At 68.7% G+C, this 20,006-nt stretch carries 16 protein-coding genes and 1 pseudogene; 9 read left to right on the plus strand and 8 right to left on the minus strand.

Going from position 1 to position 20,006, the window contains the following annotated elements; genetic code table 11:
- Together MFF64_RS05135 and MFF64_RS05140 are read right to left on the minus strand one after the other, a co-directional pair.
- Positions 1–811, minus strand: an 811-nt coding sequence (locus MFF64_RS05135; protein ID WP_238189931.1) for a CHASE3 domain-containing protein, incomplete at its 3' end; no start/stop codon positions are given.
- Between the two features lie 223 nt (positions 812–1,034).
- Positions 1,035–1,976: a LysR family transcriptional regulator gene (locus MFF64_RS05140; protein WP_238189933.1), complete on the minus strand. Its 942-nt coding sequence runs from the start codon at positions 1,974–1,976 to the stop codon at positions 1,035–1,037.
- Positions 1,977–2,155: 179 nt separating this feature from the next.
- On the opposite strand from MFF64_RS05140, the pseudogene MFF64_RS05145 reads away from it, so the two are divergent.
- The 4 genes and pseudogenes from MFF64_RS05145 to MFF64_RS05160 all read left to right on the plus strand — a co-directional run.
- Positions 2,156–3,052 (plus strand): annotated as a pseudogene (locus tag MFF64_RS05145) (NAD(P)-dependent oxidoreductase); the annotation flags it as partial.
- Between the two features lie 16 nt (positions 3,053–3,068).
- Positions 3,069–4,637, plus strand: a complete 1,569-nt coding sequence (locus MFF64_RS05150; RefSeq protein ID WP_099898884.1) for an aldehyde dehydrogenase family protein — start codon at positions 3,069–3,071, stop codon at positions 4,635–4,637.
- Positions 4,638–5,020: 383 nt separating this feature from the next.
- The gene (locus MFF64_RS05155; RefSeq protein WP_099898882.1) at positions 5,021–5,539 is read left to right on the plus strand and encodes a hypothetical protein; all 519 of its coding nucleotides are present in this window, start codon (positions 5,021–5,023) and stop codon (positions 5,537–5,539) included.
- 38 nt (positions 5,540–5,577) lie between these two features.
- Positions 5,578–5,784, plus strand: coding sequence for a hypothetical protein (locus MFF64_RS05160; protein WP_099898880.1), 207 nt, complete (start codon positions 5,578–5,580; stop codon positions 5,782–5,784).
- A 224-nt stretch (positions 5,785–6,008) separates the two neighbouring features.
- Here MFF64_RS05160 and MFF64_RS05165 read toward each other — a convergent pair whose 3' ends face one another.
- Positions 6,009–6,203 carry a con-10 family general stress protein gene (locus tag MFF64_RS05165; RefSeq protein WP_048429096.1) on the minus strand — a complete coding sequence of 65 codons (195 nt, stop codon included), beginning with the start codon at positions 6,201–6,203 and terminating at the stop codon, positions 6,009–6,011.
- Positions 6,204–6,506: 303 nt separating this feature from the next.
- On the opposite strand from MFF64_RS05165, the gene MFF64_RS05170 reads away from it, so the two are divergent.
- The 4 genes from MFF64_RS05170 to MFF64_RS05185 all read left to right on the plus strand — a co-directional run bounded on the left by MFF64_RS05170 (position 6,507) and on the right by MFF64_RS05185 (position 11,078).
- Positions 6,507–6,725 carry a hypothetical protein gene (locus MFF64_RS05170; RefSeq protein WP_099898878.1) on the plus strand — a complete coding sequence of 73 codons (219 nt, stop codon included), beginning with the start codon at positions 6,507–6,509 and terminating at the stop codon, positions 6,723–6,725.
- Between the two features lie 95 nt (positions 6,726–6,820).
- Positions 6,821–9,808 (plus strand): ABC transporter ATP-binding protein/permease, encoded by a 2,988-nt coding sequence (locus MFF64_RS05175; protein WP_238189935.1) that lies wholly within the window; start codon positions 6,821–6,823, stop codon positions 9,806–9,808.
- Positions 9,805–10,251, plus strand: coding sequence for a Crp/Fnr family transcriptional regulator (locus MFF64_RS05180; protein ID WP_048449164.1), 447 nt, complete (start codon positions 9,805–9,807; stop codon positions 10,249–10,251). Before MFF64_RS05175 ends, MFF64_RS05180 begins: the two co-directional genes overlap by 4 nt.
- A gap of 65 nt (positions 10,252–10,316) precedes the next feature.
- Complete coding sequence (locus tag MFF64_RS05185) at positions 10,317–11,078, plus strand: SDR family NAD(P)-dependent oxidoreductase (RefSeq protein WP_099898876.1); 762 nt, start codon at positions 10,317–10,319, stop codon at positions 11,076–11,078.
- 3 nt (positions 11,079–11,081) lie between these two features.
- Here MFF64_RS05185 and MFF64_RS05190 read toward each other — a convergent pair whose 3' ends face one another.
- The 5 genes from MFF64_RS05190 to MFF64_RS05210 all read right to left on the minus strand — a co-directional run bounded on the left by MFF64_RS05190 (position 11,082) and on the right by MFF64_RS05210 (position 16,754).
- Positions 11,082–12,356, minus strand: a complete 1,275-nt coding sequence (locus MFF64_RS05190; RefSeq protein ID WP_165795494.1) for a pilus assembly protein — start codon at positions 12,354–12,356, stop codon at positions 11,082–11,084.
- A gap of 159 nt (positions 12,357–12,515) precedes the next feature.
- Complete coding sequence (locus tag MFF64_RS05195; RefSeq protein ID WP_099898872.1) at positions 12,516–12,959, minus strand: VOC family protein; 444 nt, start codon at positions 12,957–12,959, stop codon at positions 12,516–12,518.
- Positions 12,960–13,054: 95 nt separating this feature from the next.
- Complete coding sequence (locus tag MFF64_RS05200) at positions 13,055–14,293, minus strand: TadE/TadG family type IV pilus assembly protein (RefSeq protein WP_099898870.1); 1,239 nt, start codon at positions 14,291–14,293, stop codon at positions 13,055–13,057.
- Between the two features lie 225 nt (positions 14,294–14,518).
- Positions 14,519–15,514 (minus strand): fumarylacetoacetate hydrolase family protein, encoded by a 996-nt coding sequence (locus MFF64_RS05205; RefSeq protein WP_238189952.1) that lies wholly within the window; start codon positions 15,512–15,514, stop codon positions 14,519–14,521.
- A gap of 178 nt (positions 15,515–15,692) precedes the next feature.
- A complete protein-coding gene (locus MFF64_RS05210) occupies positions 15,693–16,754 on the minus strand; it encodes a zinc-binding metallopeptidase family protein (protein WP_099898868.1) in 1,062 nt (353 codons plus the stop codon).
- Positions 16,755–17,755: 1,001 nt separating this feature from the next.
- On the opposite strand from MFF64_RS05210, the gene MFF64_RS05215 reads away from it, so the two are divergent.
- Positions 17,756–19,960 (plus strand): hypothetical protein, encoded by a 2,205-nt coding sequence (locus tag MFF64_RS05215; RefSeq protein WP_238189954.1) that lies wholly within the window; start codon positions 17,756–17,758, stop codon positions 19,958–19,960.
- The last annotated feature ends 46 nt before the right edge of the window (positions 19,961–20,006 follow it).

The raw sequence follows: 20,006 nt of genomic DNA on the forward strand, positions 1-20,006 counted from the left end.
TCTCCTCCTCCAGTGCGCGGGCGCGGATCAGGCCGTCCTTGAACACCTGCACGGCCTCGGCCATGGCGCCGATCTCGTCGTGTCGTCCGATGCCGGGCACCTCCGCCACGAGGTCCTGGCGCGCCAGCCGGCCCATCGTCCCGGTCATGCCGCGGATCGGCTTGGCGATGCCGAGATGGAGCAGAAGCAGCGAGCCTGCGGCCGCCGCGACCATCACGCCGAACCCGGCGATGCTGGTGATCCGGGACAGGGCCACCGCCGCGGCGGACTCGCCGCTGCGCCGGGCGAGCAGGTCGCGCTCGCTCGCCGCGATCTCTGCCGCGTTGGCGCGCAAGCCATCCATGGCGGCCTTCCCGGCACCGGACGTCTCGAGGCGCCGCGCCTCGGCCTGCGTGGCGGGCTCGCCCATCAGCCGGATCGCCCGGGCCGCGACCTCGCTGGTCCAGGCCTGCTCGAGGCGCGCGAGCGCGTCGAGCCGCGCCAGCTGCGCCGGGTTGTCCACGGTCAGGCTCCGGGCCCGCTTCAGCGCGGCGGCGAAGTCGGCCTCGCCCGCCCGGTACGGCTCCAGGAACGAGGCCTCTCCGGACAGCAGGTAGCCCCGCAGACCCGTTTCCCGGTTGAGCATCGCTGCGACGACGCGGTCGAGGGTCTCCAGCACCTCACGGCTATGGACGTCCCACCGTCCCGTCTCCTCGATCGTGCGCAGGTTGCGCCACGACACGGCCATGACCGTGAGGCTCACGAGCAGGAGGAATGCCAGGGCGGCGGCAATCTTGGCGGCGATAGGCAAGTGACTGAGGCGGAACGACATGAGCGGGTGCTTCCATGATCGCGGTCGGAACCCAATGCCGTCGAACGCCGTCGCGGCAGGATTTCGCGAAGCCTTGGAACGAAGTGCCTAAAGGATAATGAATGGGCCATCGGATCCGGAGAGGAAAAAAGTCACCAACCTCGACCTCGGCGTATATTCGCGATGGTTCCGTAAGGAACACCGAAATTTAGCTGGTGCGGCATCGGCGCATCGACGCTTCGTCTCATAGGGCGGCGCGCCCGCATGACCGGGCGGTCCTTGCGTCGCCCGCCATGCCGCGGGCGAGGTGCTGCAGGAGCTTGGCGGCCGCGGGCGAGAGCTGGCGGCCGAGGCGGGTGACGATCCGAGCCTCGACGGCGTTGAGGCCCGGATCGGCGAGGGGCAGGGCGGCCAGGGATCCCTCCGCCACCTCCTGCGCGGCGCAGAAGGCCGGCAGCAGGGTGATGCCGGCGCCGGAGGCGACGAACTGCGTGAGCACGCCGATCGAGCCGGTGGTCAGCGCCGGCTCGAGCCGCACGCCCTCCGCCCGCTCGGCCGCGGCAATGATCTGCCGGATGCCGGTGGCCGGGTGCATCGTGCCGAGGCGGTGACCGGCGAGGTCGGCGAGGCGCACCGGGCCCGGATGGCCTGCGAGCGGGTGGCCGTCCCGCACCAGCACCCGGATCGGGTGGGGCATCGCCAAGTGGGTGCGCAGGCGCGGCTCGGGCGGCGGGTTGTAGACGAGGCCGAGATGCGCCTCGTCCTCGACGACGCGGCGTACCACGTCGTTGGTCGCCGCGAGGTCGAGGGTCATGGTCAGGTCGGGGTGGCGGGCCCAGAAACCCTGGAGCAGGCCCGACATCAGGTCGCCGACGAAGCCCTCGCCCAGAACCACGTCGATATGGCCGCGGCGCAGGCCCTTCAGCTCGGTGAGCTTGGCCAGGATGTCCTCCCGGTCGGAGGTCTGGCGCCGGTAATAGTCGAGGAGCAGGGAGCCGGCCGGGGTCGCCCGCACCCCGCGGCGGTGGCGCTCGATCAGGGGCGTGGCGAGCTGCACCTCCATCCGGGCGAGCTGGCGGCTCACCGCCGAGGCGTTGACGTTGAGCTTGTCGGCCGCCGCGCGGACCGAGCCGCAGCCGACCGCCTCCGCGAGGTAGCGCAGGTAGCGCGCGTCGAGGCTGTGCACCGGTTCTTCCCTCCCCACTCGGCAAGGTACCGCTCGCCAAGGTACCCCTCGCCAAGTGCGTTGCCGGCGAGTGCGTTGCCGGCAAGTCAACGCAAAATACCGGCCAGCGCCGTTCCGCTCAACGCCGGCCTGCCTCACTCTCCGGCTCCCAGAAGGCGCCGCGGCCATGGTCCCGGCGTCGGTTCCGGGAGACAGCGGACATGCGCACGATCGGCGTCATCGGGCTCGGCAACATGGGCCGGGGCATGGCCCTCTCGCTGCGGCGGCGGGGCTTCGCCGTCATGGGCTACGACCCCGCGCCCGCCGCACGCGAAGCCTCGGCGGCGGACGGCATCGAGATCGCCGACGGGACGTCCGCTCTCTGGCCAGCCTGCGACGCGGTGGTGCTGTCGCTGCCGACGCCCGAGGTGGTGGAGGCTGTGCTCCTCGGGTCCGGCGGGCCGCTCCACGGGGCGAAAACCGGACTCCTCGTCATCGACACCTCGACCTCGGACCCGGACGTCACCCGCCGCATCTCCACGGCGCTCGCACCGGCCGGCATCGACCTGATCGACGCACCGGTGAGCGGCGGGCCGAAGGGCGCGCATGCCGCGACCCTCACGATGGTGATCGGCGGCAGCGACCGGGCCGTGGCCCTGGCCGAGCCGGTGCTGGCCGCCATGAGCGCGACGCGGGTCCATGTCGGCGGCGTCGGGGCCGGCCATGTCACCAAGCTCGCCAACAACCTGCTCTGCGCCGCCCACCTCATCACCGCCGCCGAGGCGGTGCGGATGGCGAAGGATGCCGGCGTCGATCCGGAGCGCCTGCTCGCCGGGATCAATGCGGGCTCGGGCCGCAGCGGCGTCACGCAGGTGAACTTCCCGACCTGGGTGCTCAGCGGCGCCTTCGATTCCGGCTTCACCATGAAGCTGATGCGCAAGGACGTACGCCTCGCCGAGAACCTCGTCGCGGCGCTCGGCCTCGACCTGCCGCTGTCGCAGGCGGCCGCCCGGCTGTGGCGCGAGAGCGCCGACGGGATTCCCGACGAGGCGGACTTCAACGCCATCGTCACGCTCCAGCTCGACCCGAACGCCTGATTCAGGGAGACCCGCCATGACCGAGACCCGCCCGCAGGCGCTCGCCGCCCTCCTGCGCCCGTACTTCCCCGAGATGACGATCATCGGCACGCCTATTGGATCTTGGGTGGATGGCCGCATCGTCCCCGGCACCGGCGAGTCGGTGCGCCTCGTCGATCCGGCGACCGGCCTCACCCTCGCCGAGTACCCGGATGCCGGACCCGGCGTGGTGGCCGAGGCCGCCCGGGCAGCGAAGGCCGGCCAGGCCCGCTGGGCGGCGCTGACGGGCGCCGCCCGCGGCCGGTTGATGCAGGAGATCGCACGCAGCATCCGGGCCGAGATCGAGGGGCTCGCCCACCTCGAGGCGCTCAATGCCGGCAAGCCGATCCGCGACTGCCGCGTCGAGGCGACCAAGGTCGCGGAGATGTTCGAGTATTATGCCGGCTGGGCCGACAAGCTGCACGGCGAGGTGATCCCGGTCCCGACGAGCCACCTCACCTACACGCGCCGCGAGCCGATCGGCGTGGTCCTGCAGATCACGCCCTGGAACGCCCCGGTCTTCACCTGCGGCTGGCAGCTCGCCCCGGCGCTCGCCGCCGGCAACGCGGTGCTGCTCAAGCCCTCCGAGCTGACCCCCCTGACCTCGCTCGCGGTGGCGGCCCTTGCCGAGCGGGCGGGCCTGCCGCCAGGCGTCGTCAACGTGCTCGCCGGCTACGGCCACACCACCGGCCAGGCGGCGATCGCCGAGAGGGCGGTGGCGAAGGTGGTCTTCGTCGGCTCGCCGGCCACCGGCGCACGGATCGCGGAGAGCGCCGCGCGTCATCTAAAGCCCTGCGTGCTCGAACTCGGCGGCAAGTCGGCCAACATCGTGTTCGCGGATGCCGACCTGGAGCGGGCCTGCCTCGGCGCACAAGCCGCGATCTTCGCCGGAGCCGGCCAGTCCTGCGTCGCCGGCTCGCGGCTGCTCGTCGAGCGGCCGGTCTATGACCGCTTCGTCGCCATGCTGGCCGCGGGCGCCGAGCGCATCCGCGTCGGCGATCCCCTCGATCCCGAGACCGAGGTCGGGCCGATCAACAACGCCAACCAGTACCGCCACGTGCTGGCGATGATCCGCGGCGGCCTCGGAGAGGGCGCCCAGCTCGCTGCCGGCAGCGACGGCACACCGGGAGAGGGCGGCTACTACGTGCGCCCGACGGTCCTGGCGCAGGCCCACAATGCCATGGACTGCGCCCGCACCGAGATCTTCGGGCCGGTGGTGACGGTGATCCCGTTCGACACGGAAGAGGAGGCGGTCGCCATCGCCAACGATTCCGAGTTCGGGCTCGCCGGCGCGGTCTGGACCCGCGATGTCGGCCGCGCCCACCGGGTCGCGGCGGCCGTGCGCGCCGGCACCTTCTGGATCAACGCCTACAAGACGATCCACGTCTCGTCGCCCTTCGGCGGCTCGGGGCGCAGCGGCTACGGGCGCTCCAGCGGCATCGAGGCCCTGCACGAATATACCCAGGTCAAGAGCGTCTGGGTCGAGACCGCCGCCGCCCCCGCCGCCTCGTTCGGCTACGTCCCGAGCCCTGGCGACGCCGAGCCCCGGCGATCCGACTTCCGCTAGACTTGGCCATTCCCGAAAAAAGTCGCCCAATACGAAAGAACGGGCCGGATCAGGATCCGGCCCGTTGGAAGAGTTTCCGGCCAATGCACAAGGGGAATGCGGGGAGGACCAGGTGGCCGGGTTGCCACATCAACGGGAATCCTCGCGGAAAGGTTCCACGAAGCCGTATGGAAGCCGCATGTCGCAACCCTTTTTCGTTGCCTGTGGCGAAATTGCTTCGCCCGGCCGCCGCGTCTGCCGTTCGCCCGTGGGTTAACGGGCGGTTGACGGGGTCGGTGGCATTCGCGGCATGAACTGTCCCGCCCGGGCACGGGTGCGGGAACTACTTGCGGCGCATCCGCGTTATGGAAGCATTCTCAAGCTTCGCCGCGAGGGCCACGCGTATGCTCCGCCCGCACTTCTTCCTCGGCATTACGGTTCCGGCCGCGTTCCTCGCTCTGGTCGGGCAGCCGCTGATCGAGCATTCCGTCGGGGCGATCGCCCGCCCGGCCGTCGAGCAGGCGGCGATCAAGGGTGACCGTCTCGCTCCGGTCCGGCCGACCACGACGGCGCAGGTTCCGGTCGCGGTCGAGATCACCGGGCTCGGGGCCGCCAAGGTCACCCTGCGCAACGCCGCCGGCGACGTCGTCTACCAGACGGATGCCACCCGCAACACGACCCTGGTCGCCCGCGACACCGCGATCCCCCACGTCACGGTGCGCGAGCGCGCCGGTGCCCCGGTGGCGCAGCGCGATCCGGCTCCCGCGGGCCAGGCCGTGCGGCGAATGCCGGAGGGGTGCGAAGGCGCGATCAGCGGGCTTGCCGGCCACGAGGCCCGCCGCCTGCTGCCGAGCCGCTGCCTGGCCGATGCCGGCGACGTCATGCCCGCCAGCCTCTCCCCGACCCCCGTCGCGACACTCTGAGCGCCGCTCGGGACTCCCAAGCTCACCGGATCTCCACCATGATCGATCTGCGCGAATACGAGGTGCCCTCGCCTCAGCCACCGGCCTCCGAACGGGTCCACCGCGACAGCTCCATCGAGCCCGACGCCGATCGGCTCGCCAGTCTGCTCGCCGGCGTCACGGCCGTGCGGCCGGTCGACGACGTGGTCTGCCTCCATCTGGCGCGACGCAACCTCGTGGTCACGGCGCGGTCCCTCGCCGCGTGACGGTACCGCACAGGCGAAGCACCCCGGGCGCGCGGCGCCCGGGGTGCTTCGTCGCGTCTCGAGGCCATCGTTACGGCCCATGCTGATGCGCCGGAGGCGAGGTGGTCTCCCTCCGGCGCATGAGTGTGGGTCTCAACGGGTCCGCAGCACTGGAGCCTGCGGTTCGGACCGGAACTTGGTCACGCAGGCCTGTCCGCCGCCGGCCGATGCTGGTCCGGCGAGCCTCACTCGTCGGTGGCGCGGCCGCTGCCCGAGGCCTGGCCGCCCTTGCGGCCGGCCGACGAGGCCAACTCGCGATCCTGCGAGAAAGACCGCTTCTCGGCCGGCACGCTGCGGCCGCCCTTGCTGGCGATCTCGCGCTGGCGCTCCAGGTCCATGGACGCGAAGCCGCGCTTCGAGGTCGAATTTCCGGTAGCCATGATTGCCTCCTTGGCCGTGTTCTCAGTCCGGACAACCTTCAGCGGAAATGATGGTTCCTGCCACGCATGCGGACCGGCGGACTGAAGGTCCCGAATCGGGTCAGTACAGGCGGCACCTCCGGACGGCCGCATCGGTCCGGTGACTTGCGCTAACACCCCTCGCTCCCGGAGAGACCTGGCTGCGGGCGGAGCTGCGGAGCGGAACCCGGCCGACGGGCCGGCGTTCGCCCCGAACTCCGCGGTGGAGCGGCCTGCGGCCGCCCGCCGCACCGAAACCTCCATCGAGACCTGCCGGAGCAGCCAATGACCAACAAGACCATGGTGAGCCACGAGACCGTCGCACATCCGGAGACCGCGCCCGCACCGAACCGCGCCGCCCCTCCGCCGATGCCGGCCGAGGAGGGCAGCCCGCGCCCGACCACGACCGAGGAGCCGGGCGACTCGCCCCAGCCCAACCGCCAGTTCGGCGACGAGCCGGTCGGCGGCCTGACCACGCGCAAGGAATATACCCGTCGGGATTGAACCGGGTTCGGCCGGCAGGCGCCGACCCAGCGGCGGTTTCCAGTCCTGCTCCGGCCCACTACACAGGCAGACGGGATCTGGGGCGGCGGACCACCATGAGCGGCGGGGCGGGAGCGGCGGAGCGGACGGGCGGCGGCATGGCCCCGGCGGCGGGCGAGGTCCCGGCCATCGCGCGCGAGGATCGCGCCGCCGGGCGGGACCAGGCGCAGGCGGCCGCCCGGACCGGCAACGATCCGGAGGCCGCCGACGCGTCGGGCGGCCTCGACCGCAGCCTCTTCCGCTACATCTGGCGGCACTCGAAGCGCGATCAGATCCTGATCTGCGGCGTCGTGCTCGCCTCGCTGCCGCTCTACTTCGCCTCCCTCGACCTGCCGCGGCGCATCGTCAACGAGGCGATCCAGGGCCACGCCTTCGAGAAGGGCAACGAGACCACCAAGTTCCTGGTGCTGCGCCTGCAGATGCCGGACTGGTTCGGCCACGACGTCGCGCTGTTCCCGGGCTTCGACGTCGACCGGTTCGAGCTCCTGTTCGGCCTGTCCTCGATGTTCCTGCTGCTGGTGCTGATCAACGGCGTCTTCAAGTACTGGATCAACGTGGCCAAGGGGGCGCTGGGCGAGCGCATGCTGCGGCGCCTGCGGTTCCAGCTGTTCGCGCTGATCATGCGCTTCTCGCCGGAGGCCCTGCGTCAGACCAAGGCCTCCGAGGTCGCCACCATCATCCGCGACGAGGTCGAGCCGATCGGCGGCTTCATCGGCGACGCCTACATCCTGCCGGCCTTCCTCGGTACCCAGGCCGCCACCGCGATGGCGTTCATCCTGCTCCAGAACGTCTGGCTCGGGCTCCTCGCCGCCGGGGTGGTGGGCGTGCAGTTCGTGGTGATCCCTCGCCTACGGCGCGAATTGCTGCGCCTCGGGCGCCAGCGCCAGCTCGCCTCGCGCCGCCTCGCCGGCCGGGTCGGCGAGGTGGTGGACGGCATCGCGGCGGTGCATTCCAACGGTGCCGAGGCCTGGGAGCGGGCCGAGATCGGTCACCGCCTCGGCGGGTTGTTCGACCTGCGCCTGCGCATCTACCGGCGCAAGTTCATGGTCAAGTTCCTGAACAACCTGCTCGCGCAGATGACGCCGTTCCTGTTCTACTGCATCGGCGGCTACTTCGCCCTGAAGGGCCAGCTCAGCATCGGCCAGCTCGTCGCGGTGATCGCCGCCTATCGCGACCTGCCGCCGCCCCTGAAGGAGCTGATCGACTGGGACCAGCAGCGCCTCGACGTGCAGGTGAAGTACGAGCAGGTGCTGCAGCAATTCCTGCCCGACCGGCTGATCGGGCTCGACGCCCCCGGCCGCGACGAGTCCCTGTGCGGGCGCCTCGCCGCCGAGGGCGTCGGCGTCCAGGAGCCGCACGGACCGGTGCTGGCCAACGTCTCCCTCACCTTAGCCCTTCCGGCCGTGGTCGGCATCGTCAGCGATGGCGGCCCGGCGGCTTCGACCTTCGCGCGGGTGCTGGCGCGGCGCGTGGTGCCGACCTCAGGAAGAATCACTCTCGAGGATCACGACCTCTCGGAATGGTCCGGCGCGGCGCTCACCCGGCGCATCGCCTATGCGGGGGTCGATCCGATCCTGTTCCCGGGCTCGCTGCGCGACAACATCGTGTACGGCCTCAACCGCCGTCCGCCCGAGACCGCCGCTATCGACGCAAAGGTGCTCGCCGAGGCCCACCGGACCGGCAACCCGGTCGAGCCGTTCCCGGCCGACTGGACCGACTACGCCCAGGCCGGCGTGGCGGATGCCGCCGCCCTCGACGCCCTGATCCTCGACTGGCTCACCCGCATCGGCATGGGCGAGGAGGTCTACCGCTTCGGCCTCCTCGGCCAGGTCGATCCCGAGCGGCACCCGGAGCTCGCCGCCCGGCTGATCGAGGCCCGGACCGCCTTCCGCGAGCGCCTGGCGGCGGAGGGGCACGCGCACCTCGTCGAGCCGTTCGACCCCGCCCGCTACAACCGCCAGGCGACGGTGGCCGAGAACCTGCTGTTCGGTGTGCCGACCACCTCGGCGCTCACCGGCCGGGCGATGGCCGAGCACCCGGTGGTGCGCCTGGTGCTCGACCGCACCGAACTCGCCGACGACCTCATCACCATGGGCGAGCGGATCGCCGCCACGATGCTGGAGATCTTTCGCGGCCTGCCGAGCGGACATCCGCTGTTCGAGCAGTTCTCGTTCCTCTCCGCCGATGAATTGCCGGAATACGAGGCGATCCTCGCCCGCCGCACCGCCACCGAAGCCTCGGCGGAGCGCCATGGCGGCTCGGCGCTCAACCGGATCCGGCGGCGCTGGATCGGGCTCGGCCGCTACGGCTCGGCCGACGCGACCCGGCTCATCGCCCTGCCGCTCGCCTATATCGAGCCCCGCCACCGCCTCGGCCTGATCGACGACGCGTTCCGCGACCGGGTGGTCGAGGCGCGGACGCAGCTGCGCACCGCCCTCGACGAAGCCGGGATGGGCGGCGTCGACTTCTACGATCCCGACCAGGTTTGTGCCGCCGCCCCGTTGCGCGACAACCTCCTGTTCGGCCGCATCAACCAATCGGTCGCCGACGCCGTCGAGACCGTGACGGCGACCGGCACCGCGCTCGTCCAGGAGATGCAGCTCGCCCCCGCCATCACCCGGGTCGGGCTCGACCATCAGGTCGGCCCGGAGGGACGCTTCCTGTCGAGCGTCCAGCGCGCGGTGGTGAGCCTGGTGCGGGCCCTGATCCGCCGGCCGGATCTGCTCGTCCTCGACGGTGCCCTGTCGCCGATGGGCGAGAACCGGGCCCGCACGGTGCTGGGCCTGCTGCTGGAGCGGTTCGGCCGCGAGAACAGCCTCGTGGTGGTGCTGCCGAACGACCGCTTGGCCGACCGATTCGAGCTGGTGCTGCGGGCAGCCGGAACGCAGATCCACGGGCCGGAGCGGCCTGCCGGGCCCGCGGCATCCCCCGCAGACGCGCCGGCGGGGGCTGGCGCTGCGGGCCCGGCTGCGGCAGTCTCCGGACGCGCCGAGGACGAGACGGGGCCGGAATCGGCGCGCGTCGAGCAGGATGTGAAGGCATGACGCTTGAGACCGAGGTGCAGTCGCTGCGCCAAGTGCCGATGTTCCGCGAGGTGGATCCGGCCCGCCTGAAGCTGCTCGCCTTCACCAGCGAGCGGGTGCATTTCGCCGACGGCCAGCGCTTCTTCGACCGGGGCGACGCTGCCGACGCGGCCTACCTGATCCTGGAGGGAGAGGCGGCGGTCACCCTGGACGGGCCGCAGGGACCGATCCGCCTGGCGCTGCTGGGCGCCAACGCCCTCGTCGGCGAGATGGGCATCCTGGCCGACCAGCCGCGCTCCGCCACCGTGACCGCCGTGGTGCCGACGACGGCGCTCCGCATCGACCGACGGGTCTTCCTCGAGCTCCTGAGCCAGTTCCCGCAGATCGCCATCGCGGTGATGCGCGAGCTCGCCCACCGCCTCGAGATGACCAACCAGCAGCTCGCCCAGATGCGGACCGGCTGACGACGATACCCACGAGGCGTGCCCGCGAACGAGGCACGCCCGACCATCGATTCGGGGAAAGCGCCATGGATCTCGCCGCCGGCCTGAAAGGCCGCCACGTCCTCGTCACCGGGGCCTCGAGCGGCCTCGGGGACCATTTCGCCCGGCTCTGCGCGGGGTGCGGCGCCGCCGTCACGGTGGCGGCGCGGCGCAAGGAGAAGCTCGACGCCCTGGTGCAGGACCTGCTTGCCGCCGGCGCAGCCGAAGCGCGGGCCGTCGCCCTCGACGTCGCCGACCCGGATTCCGTCGCCGCCGCCTTCGCGGCCCTGCACGCCCTGCCGGACGTCGTGGTCAACAATGCCGGCATCGCCGAGGGCGGGGCGGCGATCGACCTCGACCTCGCGGCCTTCGACCGAGTGATCGACACCAATCTCCGCGGGGTCTGGGCGGTGTCCACCACCGCCGCCCGGGCTTGGCGGGATGCGGGCCGCGGCGGCGTGATCGTCAACGTCGCGTCAATCCTCGGCCTGCGGGTCGCGGGCGGGGTCGGGCCCTACACGGTGTCCAAGGCCGGCGTGGTGCAGATGACCCAGGCGCTCGGGCTCGAATGGGCCCGCTACGGCATCCGGGTCAACGCGCTGGCCCCCGGCTATATCGGTACCGACATCAACCGCGACTTCTTCGAGACGCCGCCCGGCCAGGCGATGCTCAAGCGCATCCCGATGCGCCGGCTCGGCCGCCCGGAGGATCTCGACGGCGCCTTCCTGCTGCTCGCCGGCGACGCCTCGGGCTGGATGACCGGGGCGACGCTCCCGGTCGATGGCGGGCATCTCGTCTCGGGGCTGTGACCGTCAGTTGGTCAGCCGGACCTGCGCGAAGGTATTGAACAGCTTCGACATCGCAGCGCCGATCGAGATGGTGCCGCCGGCCTCCATGTAGAAGTCCTTGCTGGTCGCGCAGGCGGTCAGCTGGGACGGGATGTCGTCGCGGCGCGTGCCGCTGCCGCCGATCTGGCTCGGCTGCCCGAGGGTCACGTTGTAGCCCCAGTCCCAGGGCATCGCCAGGTAGGGCGTGTAGATCACCCCGACCCAGACCGGAAGCTTGGCGGAGCCGCCCGCAACCTTGAGGGGGGCGCATTGCGCCGGGTCGAACGGCCTGACGGAGGCGCGCTTGGGCACGTCCGAAGTCCAGGACCGGCCCGGATCGGCGACGCCGTCCGTCGCGAGGATCACCAGCTTCTTCGGCGTGTTGATGCCGTCGCCGCTCGTGCCGACTGCCTTGATGAAATCCGGCATGATGGTGTTGAACAGCGTCGCGCCGTCGCTCTCGCCCGAGGCGCTCGGCACCTTCGGCAGGTTGCCGGCTACCTGCGAGAGGTCGCTGGTCAGGTCGAGCACCTTGGTGAGCGTGGTGCTGAACGAGTAGATCGAGATCCGCATCCGCTTGCTGACCGCGTCCTGCTGGCGCAGTGAACTCACAAAATCGAGGATCCCCTGGTTCATCTCGTCCAGGCGCAGGGTGATGCCGTTCGCCTTGGCCCACAGGTAGCTGTCCTTGCCGCTGTTCTTGACGGCCGCCCCGTCGTGGCAGGCGAAGGCGCAGTTCAGGTTGGCCCGGAGCAGGTCGATGTCGGCGGTCGTCGCCCCCAGCGCCATCGAGCCGGACACGTCGATCAGCAGGTAAACGTCGATTAGCGGCGACAGGTCGACGCCGGCCTTCACGCTGCCGGAGAAAGGCATCGTCGTGATGCCCGAGAGGCCCATGAGCGTTGTCTTGGTCGAGGCCGTGTAGCTGCCCGTGACGGTGGCGCTGCGGCCGTTGAGGGTCACGTCGAATTGCGGCTGCGGCGCATTTGCGGCCGCGTTGGACGTGAAGCTGGCGAACATCTGCGCGGCGGCGGCCGCGCCAGCCTCCTTGAGTTGCGCGTCGGTCTTCCCCTTGGCATCCGCCGCCTTCACCGCCTGGGCGCCGGCCAGCACCGCGGCGTCGAGCGCCGCGTCCAGGCGCGCCTCGTCCTTGCGGGCTCGGGCGTAGTCGAAGGCGGACCCCGCCAGGGCCACGAGCACGAGGCTCGTCAGGGCCGCCAGGATCGCGACGGCGCCGCCGCGGTCGCGCTGGAACGCCAAGATCGCCCTGTTGAGACGGCGCGGAGAAGGCAGGCGAGAAAGCATGGACGGTCGACCAGTTAGGGCTTTCCGTCATCCCACGCCAATGATTTCCCGCAAGTAAAACGGATGCAAGAATGTTAGAGCCTTCCACCCCATCTGAACGGAACCGGCGGCACCTCAGCCCGCCGGGTAGGTGATGAACTCGAGCAGCGATCCGTCCGGATCCCGGAAATAGACGCTGATGCCCTCGCCGACGGCGCCGTGGCGCGGCACCGGGCCGAGCTCGACCGGCACGCCGTGTCCCGCGAGATGGGCCGCCGCCTCCTCGATCGGGCCGTGCCAGCGGAAGCAGAGATCGCTGTTGCCGGGCATCACCGGCACCCGGGCCCGCGGCTCGCCGATCTGGCCCGGCCCATGGCAGTTCAGCTGCACGCCGCCGAAGCGATAGGCGTAGCCGCGCCCGACCGGAATGACCTCCGCGCCGAGAACGTCCCGGTAGAAGGCGGTGGAGCGCTCCCAGTCCGAGACGTGGATGACGCAGTGATCGAGGTGGATCGCCGGACGCACGATCGTCTCCGGCACCTCGGCCGCGAGTTCGGGGAGGGTCTCGGTCTCCGGCATCGTCGGTGTTCCGTGAAGATCGGTGTGAGGGGAAAATCCAGGTCGCGGGCCGGAGGTTCCGCACCGGCAGGAAGTGCCGTCGCCGGATCGAGCCGTCATTCCGTCAGCCGGACCGGCTGGTCCCGCGGCGGGCCGACTCCGGCCGGCACCGGGACCGTCGAGGACGCGTAGTTGGAGTTGATGGTGAGCGTGGCACTCCCCTGCGTCCGGATCGTCCGGGCCACCACCACCGTCCAGGGCGACTGGTCGGCGACCTTGTTGTTGTTGCCCTTCACCGTGAGGTCGGCGTTCGGCAGGTAGACCGTGCCGATGAGCTTGCGGGCGTTGCTGGTCGAGATCTCGATCTCGCCGGTGTAGCTGCGGTCGGAGATCAGCACGAAGCCGGCATAGGGTCCGCTCTTGCGGCCTTCGAGCTGCAGCACGGCGCCGCCGGTGATCTGCGTCGTCAGCAGCCCCTTGAGGATGACCACGACGTCGCTGCCGGTGATCGTGGTACTGCCACCGATGCTGAGGCTCGGCCCGACGAAGTAGTGGTCGCCCGGCGCCAGCACGAGGGTGGCGTTGCCCATGACCGTGATGGTGCCGCAATGCACGCCGGGATTGAGGTAGAAGGTGCCGTCCCCGAGGCTGAGCGAGAACGTGTCGCACGGGATCGGCACGTCGATCCGCAGGCCGACGAAGGGATCCGGCACGGCCGGCGCGTCGGTCACGGGATTCGGGCGGATCGACCCGGAGGCGCTGCCGACGGCGCGGGCCTCGCCGGCCAGGACGAAGGCGGATCCACTCGCCGTCAGGTTGGCGTTGCTCTGGACCAGGCAGTCGCTCGCCGCGATCCCGGAATTGCCCTGGAGCGCGATGCTGTCCTGCCCTTGACCCTGGAAGCCGAGAACGCAGAGGGGCTTGCGCGCCGTCCGGATCGCGGTCGCGGTGGCCGTGAGGTTCCAGCCGCCCGGCGGCAGCAGGCTGCGGAAGAACGAGGCGCGGTGCGCGGTCTGGCGCACGGTGACCGTGCGCGATGCGGCGTCGACCGTCGCATGCGAGCCGATCGCCCAGCGCAGGCGCAGGGGCTCGGCCAGGGCGTCCGCGTAGAGGCGGGTCCGCTCCGTCGTCGCGGCCGACCGGTCGACCCCGAACTCGCCGGCACCCTGAATCGCCGCCGCGTCAACGTTGCGCTGGAGCTTCGCCTTCGCCAGCATCACCTCGGCGAGTTCGGCGACACCGACCGCTCCCATCCCCAGGATCGGCAGCACCAGGCCAAGCAGGATGCCGACCACGCCGCTCCGGCAGCGCCGGAAGCGGGCGAGGCTCAGGACAAGGTCCGGGCAGAGGCTCATCGTCGAGGCGGAGGGCTATCCAGGCCGTGGCCGGATCAACTGCGATCAGCAGTTGCTTTCCGGCGCACGCGAAGTCGGCATCGTCCGGTTCTGCTCGATGTTTCCGAACGAATCCCTAACGCTTTCGTTCTGTTGCCGTTTAACCCGGCGATTTTCGCTTGCCGGTTGAGTCGTTCATTGCCGCAACCGGCGCGATTACCTGCGATCGCGCCGGGTACCCCTGCGTCAGACGACGTCGTGTTCGATCGCCCCGAAGATCGAATGCCCACCGACATCCTTCATCTCGACCCGCAGGCGGTCGCCGGCCGCGAGGTAGGGCGTGCGGACCCAGCCGCCGGTCAGGGCCTCGGCGGCGCGGGCCTCGGCGAGGCAGGCATAGCCGGCCCCGCCCTCGGCGGTGGGACGGCCGGGACCGCCATCGATGCCGCGGTTCGAGACAGGGCCGGCGCTGACGAGCGTGCCGGCGCCGAGCGGCCGATGCCGCGCCGCCTCCGCCACCAGGGCGACGAGGCTGCTGCCCAGATCGGTGCCGGCATCGGGGCAGCCGAGAGCCTTGCCGTTGCGGCTCACGAGCAGCGGGCGGTGCAGGCTGCCGTCCCGCCAGGCCTGTCCCAGCTCGTCGGGGGTCGCTACCACCGGCGCGAGGCTCGCGGCGAGGGCCGGCGCCTCCGCTCCATCGAGGTCGAGCCCGTCCGGCCGCAGGCGGTCGTGGCGGATCACCTCCGCTACCAGGGTCACCAGCCGGACCGCGTCCCCGGCCGCCGCCGCGTCGGCGCCCCGGGCCAGGTCGCCGGTGATCACGGCGAGGCCCGCCGAGAGGTCGAGGGAGGCCGCCGGGTCGTCGGGCGTCAGCGGGTCGCGGGGCCCGAGGAACCCGTCGGAGGCGGCGTGGCGCAGGGCTCCCGCCTCGCCGGCCGGCGCCTCGGCGCCCGCGGCCTGGCGCAGCAGCGCCGGGTAGCCCGGCCAGGCGGCGGCGTGCCGGCGGGCATAGGCGCGCGGCAGGGGGGCGGCGCAATCGTGCTCGTGGAAGCGGAACGAGGGCACCGAGCCGTGCTCGAGCTGCTCGGCCAGGGCCGCGAGGGCGGGGGCGAACCGCTCCCAGTCGTCGAGAGCCTGCTGCAGGGTCGCCACGACGATGAAGGCGTCGGTGGCGCGGGTCAGGTCGCGCGAGACCACGACGAGGCGGCCGTCGCGGCCGTGCTTGAGGCTGGCGAGCTTCATTCGGCGTCCCTCCATATGACCCGCTGTTGCGGGCATGTCTGCCTGCCGAGACGGCAGGCGGGCGGCCCGGTTCCTCGGGCGCGTTGCCCCATCATGGACCGCCCCGGCCGCGGAGGCTACGGCCGAGACGGTGCGTGGCGCTCCCTTACGTCAGATCGCCAGCATCAGATCGGGCCCGTCAGATCGTTCCATGGACGAGGCCGTGAATGAAGCCGAGCTTGCTGATCACCGGCGGCGCCAGCACGAACGGATAGAGGTCGCCCTGGCCCATCGTCCGGTTGACGCTGTTGAGGGCGAACACGAAGGGCAGCCAGGCCGCCACGATCTGCTCGATGCTCTGGGCTTCGTAGGGGTCGAAGTCGATCCGCGCCGCCAGCTCGCCGCCCGCGTCGAGGAGCGGGTGGACCTGCATGCCGAAGGCGCTCGCCATCTCCAGCGTGTCGACGATGTGCAGGTAATGCGCCCAGGTCTCGGCGAAGTCCTCCCACGGATGGGTGGTGGCGTAGGCCGAAACGTAGCTCTCCTGCCAGTTCGCCGGCGTGCCCTGCTCGTAATGGCGCTGGAGCGCCGCGTTGTAATCCTGCGAATCGTCGCCGAACACCGCCCGGCAGGCCTCCAGCCGGCCGGCGTCGCGGACCAGCAGGTCCCAGTAATGGTGCCCGACCTCGTGGCGGAAATGGCCGAGCAGGGTACGGTAGGGCTCGCCCATCTGGCGCCGGCGCTTCTCGCGCTCGGCATCGTCGGCCTCGACGAGCGCGATGGTGATGACGCCGTTGTCGTGCCCGGTCATCACTTTCGGGCCCTGGTTCTCCGGCGGATCGGCCAGGAAGTGGAAGATCAGCCCGTGCTCGGGATCCTCGGCCCGGGTCTTCAGCGGCAGGTTCCAGCGCAGGAGGCTGTAGAACAGCCGGTGCTTGGCGAATTCCATCTCGCGCCACTTGGCGAGGTATTCCGGGTTCGACACGTCGGGAATCGTGCCGTTGTGGCGGCAGGCAAGGCAGAAGGCGTCGCCCGAGCCCGGCGGCACCAGCCAGTTGCAGGCGTCGTGCACCGCGTTGGCGCAGAACCGGCTCGGCCGGTCGCGGACGGCGAGCGGCGTCCAGTCCTCGCCCCCGGCGGGCTCCAGCGCCGAGAGCGTGCGCGTCTCCGGCAGGTAGGCCAAGCGGTGGCCGCAGCGCTGGCAGGTCCGGTTCTCGAAATACAGGATATTGCCGCAGGACTGGCACTGGAACAGCTTCATCGGGGTCTCCACCGGGCGCAAGGGCCGGCCGCACGGTGCAACGAACGTGCTAGAGGTGCGGGGGTTGCCGCCGTTACGGCTCATACGCGTCCGGTTGATTGCTTCAGCCACGCGGGGCAAAGCTCCGCCGTCCGGGGCTTGTGACACCTCGCCCCTTCAGGATGAATCCAAGGGCGAGTGGGCAGGCCCGGACGAGTGCTCGGTCGCCTCGTGACTGTGGACGGTGCGGACCGGACGTCTTCGCCACCGGGTTGGATGTTTGAGGCCAGCCCTCACCCGCTCCAGGAGAAGTCCCTGCGACCGCTGGGCGGGATTAGGCCGAAATGGCTAGCGGCGGCTGCGGTCGAAGATGGTACTGGCCAACCATCAAAATTGATCGTGCGACCGTGCGTTTCAATCGGCGCTTGTGAGATATTATACATCGTTCTGTAAGTATTACTACGATGAATTATTGAATAATTAAAAAAATCGGATGCACAAATTCGCGCGTCTCCGACAGATAAATCTATTTTGATACAATTAATATTTTGCTAGACAATTTATGTTCATTTTCCGTTGCTGGGGGTTGGGTTTATATGCTGTCATAGCGCCATGAGTTGATATCGAGCCGCCGCCTGACGATGCGTGTGAAAGAGGACTAAGAAGGCCGTGAGGCTTAGACGATGACTGAGCCCATGGGTAATTATTGGGCTTTTCAGCGCCTCGCACTTGGTTTAATCTGCAATCTTCGAGCCCATTTTCGTTTGTGTGGTAGCGCCATGACACGGTCTGCGTCTCTGGCAATCTCATTGATAATCTTGTTTCTAACCAGCTTGGCCGCACCAGCGAACGAGAACGATTTTTATAGGTCGTGTCTCGATGCTGCCAGTTTCTTGGGAACTCCCAAAGAGCCCTGCGGCCTGCTTGGCCCGAGCGCCCCGCCTACCAAGCGTCGCGCCAGCGTCCAGGCCAAGCTTCCGGAGGAGTACTGGGCTTACGCACAGGGGGCGAGAGGCCAGGATTTGTTTTCAGCCCGTGGCGCAAAACCGATCAACGTGGAAAAAATCAACGCAGATGATATTTTGGTTGCGAAACAACAAGTTGAGATCAGACCATCTCCTGCACTCTCCAGTGCCGCAATCTTCCTGCTCGACAAGAATGCTCTCGTCAGAGTCGTCGAGAAAAGATCAATCGCGACGTCTGGTGGCGATCAGCGAACGTGGCTGCGCATCGCGAATTTCACACTATCCGCCGCTCCGCCAGATCATGCTTCACAAAATCCCCGAAACAGCACCATCTCCGGTCAGGAGAGTCGAGAAGGAGCGGCGGCTGATATCGCCGCTCAGGCTAAAACTGCCAAGAATGTAGTTGCATGTTTCAAAGCAGGCACTGCGGGTCGGAAATTCATGTCGTTCAACGACATGCGGGATTGCGCCGGGGTATGGGTATCTCCGCGAGCGCTCGTGCGGTGTTCGATCGATTCGTCGTGCCCCGTTCTTCCAGACACTTACGAAGGACGTGCTGCTTTCGATGCAGTACTACAACAATACGGACCAGGGGTCACACGCGACAGCACGCTTCACTTGGATGTAGAAAACTTGCCCCGGCTTCCAACAGCCGCCTCAATCAAGGGATGCGAGGATGCGGAGCGGAGCGGAGACGGGCTGCGCTGCGTGAGTCAATCTATCGACGATGGAAAATACAGTGCCGTGGTTCGATGCTTTGCGAAGCCGGACGAAGCGTCTCGTCTCGGCTGTTTTGCCGAGACCGTCAATAACGCGAATTTCACGGCACTCATGGGCTGCATGAGCGGCGGCCCGCCGACTCTCGATAAATTGGTATCCTGCACGCCCAATCAAAAAATTGCGAGTGACGCGGTAGGGTTGCGCCAGTGCGTGCAATCCGCAGCCACTCCCCAAATGGCTGCAAAATGCGCAAGTGAGGGATTCGCTGGTCCACAAAAGGCTTTTGCGGATTGTGCCGCCAGTGCAGCTAGTCCCGACGACGCAGCCAAATGCCTCGATAAGATTTCGCCGGACGTAGCGAAGGCTCGTGGCACCGTCGGGTGCATGGCGGATGCATCCAACGAGGCGGTCGGCTGCGCGGCCGACGTCTTGTCTGGGAACGCCGGTATCGTAGCCCGCTGCATCAGGGATGAGCAAGCACCTGATAAACGGACGAGTTGTGCTGCTGCCGAGAACAAGGATTTCGCAAAGGTCATAGACCTTACGCGTTGCGTCAAAACTGGTGACGCAGCCGCTTGCGCCGCGAAACATATCGGTGGAAGTGGGACAATTTTCGCAGCTTGCCTGTCTGAGGCGGGCGGCAAGCTGGAAAACTGCCTGTCGAAAGCTGATCCAGCACTCGAAGGCCCGCAGAGAACGCTGTCCTGCCTGTCCGGCACTGCCGATGCCGCGCACGCTTTCGCGTGCGCGGCGCCTCACCTTGGAGGAGAAGCAGTCAGGATGGCCGATTGCGTGGCCAGCCCAGACAGGATGGGTGCTACAATGTGCCTTCTTGAAGGTCATCCTGAGGCCCGTGCGGCACAGCGTGCTTACGCATGCATCTCAAGTGGGAGTTCCGCGAGCAATCTCATCGCAAATTGCTCGGAAGGGCTACTCGATCCGAAAACGAGTCAGACTGTGGCCTGTGTTGTACGCGCGAACGGAAGCCGGGCACAGCTTGCAAGCTGTGCGGCCAGCGCCGCGCTGCCGCCTGATGCGGCCCGCTTGGTAGGCTGTGCGGCGTCCAGTCAAGGCCCGACGTCGTTCGCCTTGTGCGCGGCAGGCCCTGCCATGAACGAGGAATGGCGCATAGCGGCAGAATGCGCCGTGCAGTCAAGTGGAAATCCGATCGGATTTGCAGGATGTACCGCTGGACGCCTCACGCTCAAGGAAATCACGCAATGCTTCAGCGGAAAGGGTTGCTTCGGCCCTAACAACACGATCATCAAAGCCTACACAAACGCCTTCAATGACCTTACGAAGGGCCCAGGCCCGAACAACGATGCTGTTGTCTTTTTGAACAGAGTGCGTGATCTGGCTGGCGGCCCAAATTCTCTTATCAACAATCCCGGTCAACTTAAGGGCGGACCAAACTCCATGATAAACAATCCCAGTCAAATCTGGGGCGGCGACAGCTCCGTATTTAATCAGATGGCAGGAGGAAAAAATTCGGAAGTCAGAAAAATTCTGCGGGCCATGGACCCGACCACCTGGAGATTCTAACATCAATTATGCAAAAAGTCAGCTGCAGATTTTTCCGCAAAAAATT

The organism is Methylobacterium frigidaeris (genome assembly GCF_022179185.1).
Taxonomy (GTDB): Bacteria; Pseudomonadota; Alphaproteobacteria; order Rhizobiales; family Beijerinckiaceae; genus Methylobacterium; species Methylobacterium frigidaeris.

What these genes read in the sequence shown, in the direction of transcription:
- MFF64_RS05180 (WP_048449164.1), top strand. Translation starts at nt 9,805, where the DNA reads ATGACGCTTGAGACCGAGGTGCAGTCGCTGCGCCAAGTGCCGATGTTC.
- MFF64_RS05150 (WP_099898884.1), top strand. Translation starts at nt 3,069, where the DNA reads ATGACCGAGACCCGCCCGCAGGCGCTCGCCGCCCTCCTGCGCCCGTAC.
- MFF64_RS05210 (WP_099898868.1), bottom strand. Translation starts at nt 16,754, where the DNA reads ATGAAGCTGTTCCAGTGCCAGTCCTGCGGCAATATCCTGTATTTCGAG.
- MFF64_RS05185 (WP_099898876.1), top strand. Translation starts at nt 10,317, where the DNA reads ATGGATCTCGCCGCCGGCCTGAAAGGCCGCCACGTCCTCGTCACCGGG.
- MFF64_RS05200 (WP_099898870.1), bottom strand. Translation starts at nt 14,293, where the DNA reads ATGAGCCTCTGCCCGGACCTTGTCCTGAGCCTCGCCCGCTTCCGGCGC.
- MFF64_RS05165 (WP_048429096.1), bottom strand. Translation starts at nt 6,203, where the DNA reads ATGGCTACCGGAAATTCGACCTCGAAGCGCGGCTTCGCGTCCATGGAC.
- MFF64_RS05160 (WP_099898880.1), top strand. Translation starts at nt 5,578, where the DNA reads ATGATCGATCTGCGCGAATACGAGGTGCCCTCGCCTCAGCCACCGGCC.
- MFF64_RS05195 (WP_099898872.1), bottom strand. Translation starts at nt 12,959, where the DNA reads ATGCCGGAGACCGAGACCCTCCCCGAACTCGCGGCCGAGGTGCCGGAG.
- MFF64_RS05175 (WP_238189935.1), top strand. Translation starts at nt 6,821, where the DNA reads ATGAGCGGCGGGGCGGGAGCGGCGGAGCGGACGGGCGGCGGCATGGCC.
- MFF64_RS05205 (WP_238189952.1), bottom strand. Translation starts at nt 15,514, where the DNA reads ATGAAGCTCGCCAGCCTCAAGCACGGCCGCGACGGCCGCCTCGTCGTG.
- MFF64_RS05170 (WP_099898878.1), top strand. Translation starts at nt 6,507, where the DNA reads ATGACCAACAAGACCATGGTGAGCCACGAGACCGTCGCACATCCGGAG.
- MFF64_RS05155 (WP_099898882.1), top strand. Translation starts at nt 5,021, where the DNA reads ATGCTCCGCCCGCACTTCTTCCTCGGCATTACGGTTCCGGCCGCGTTC.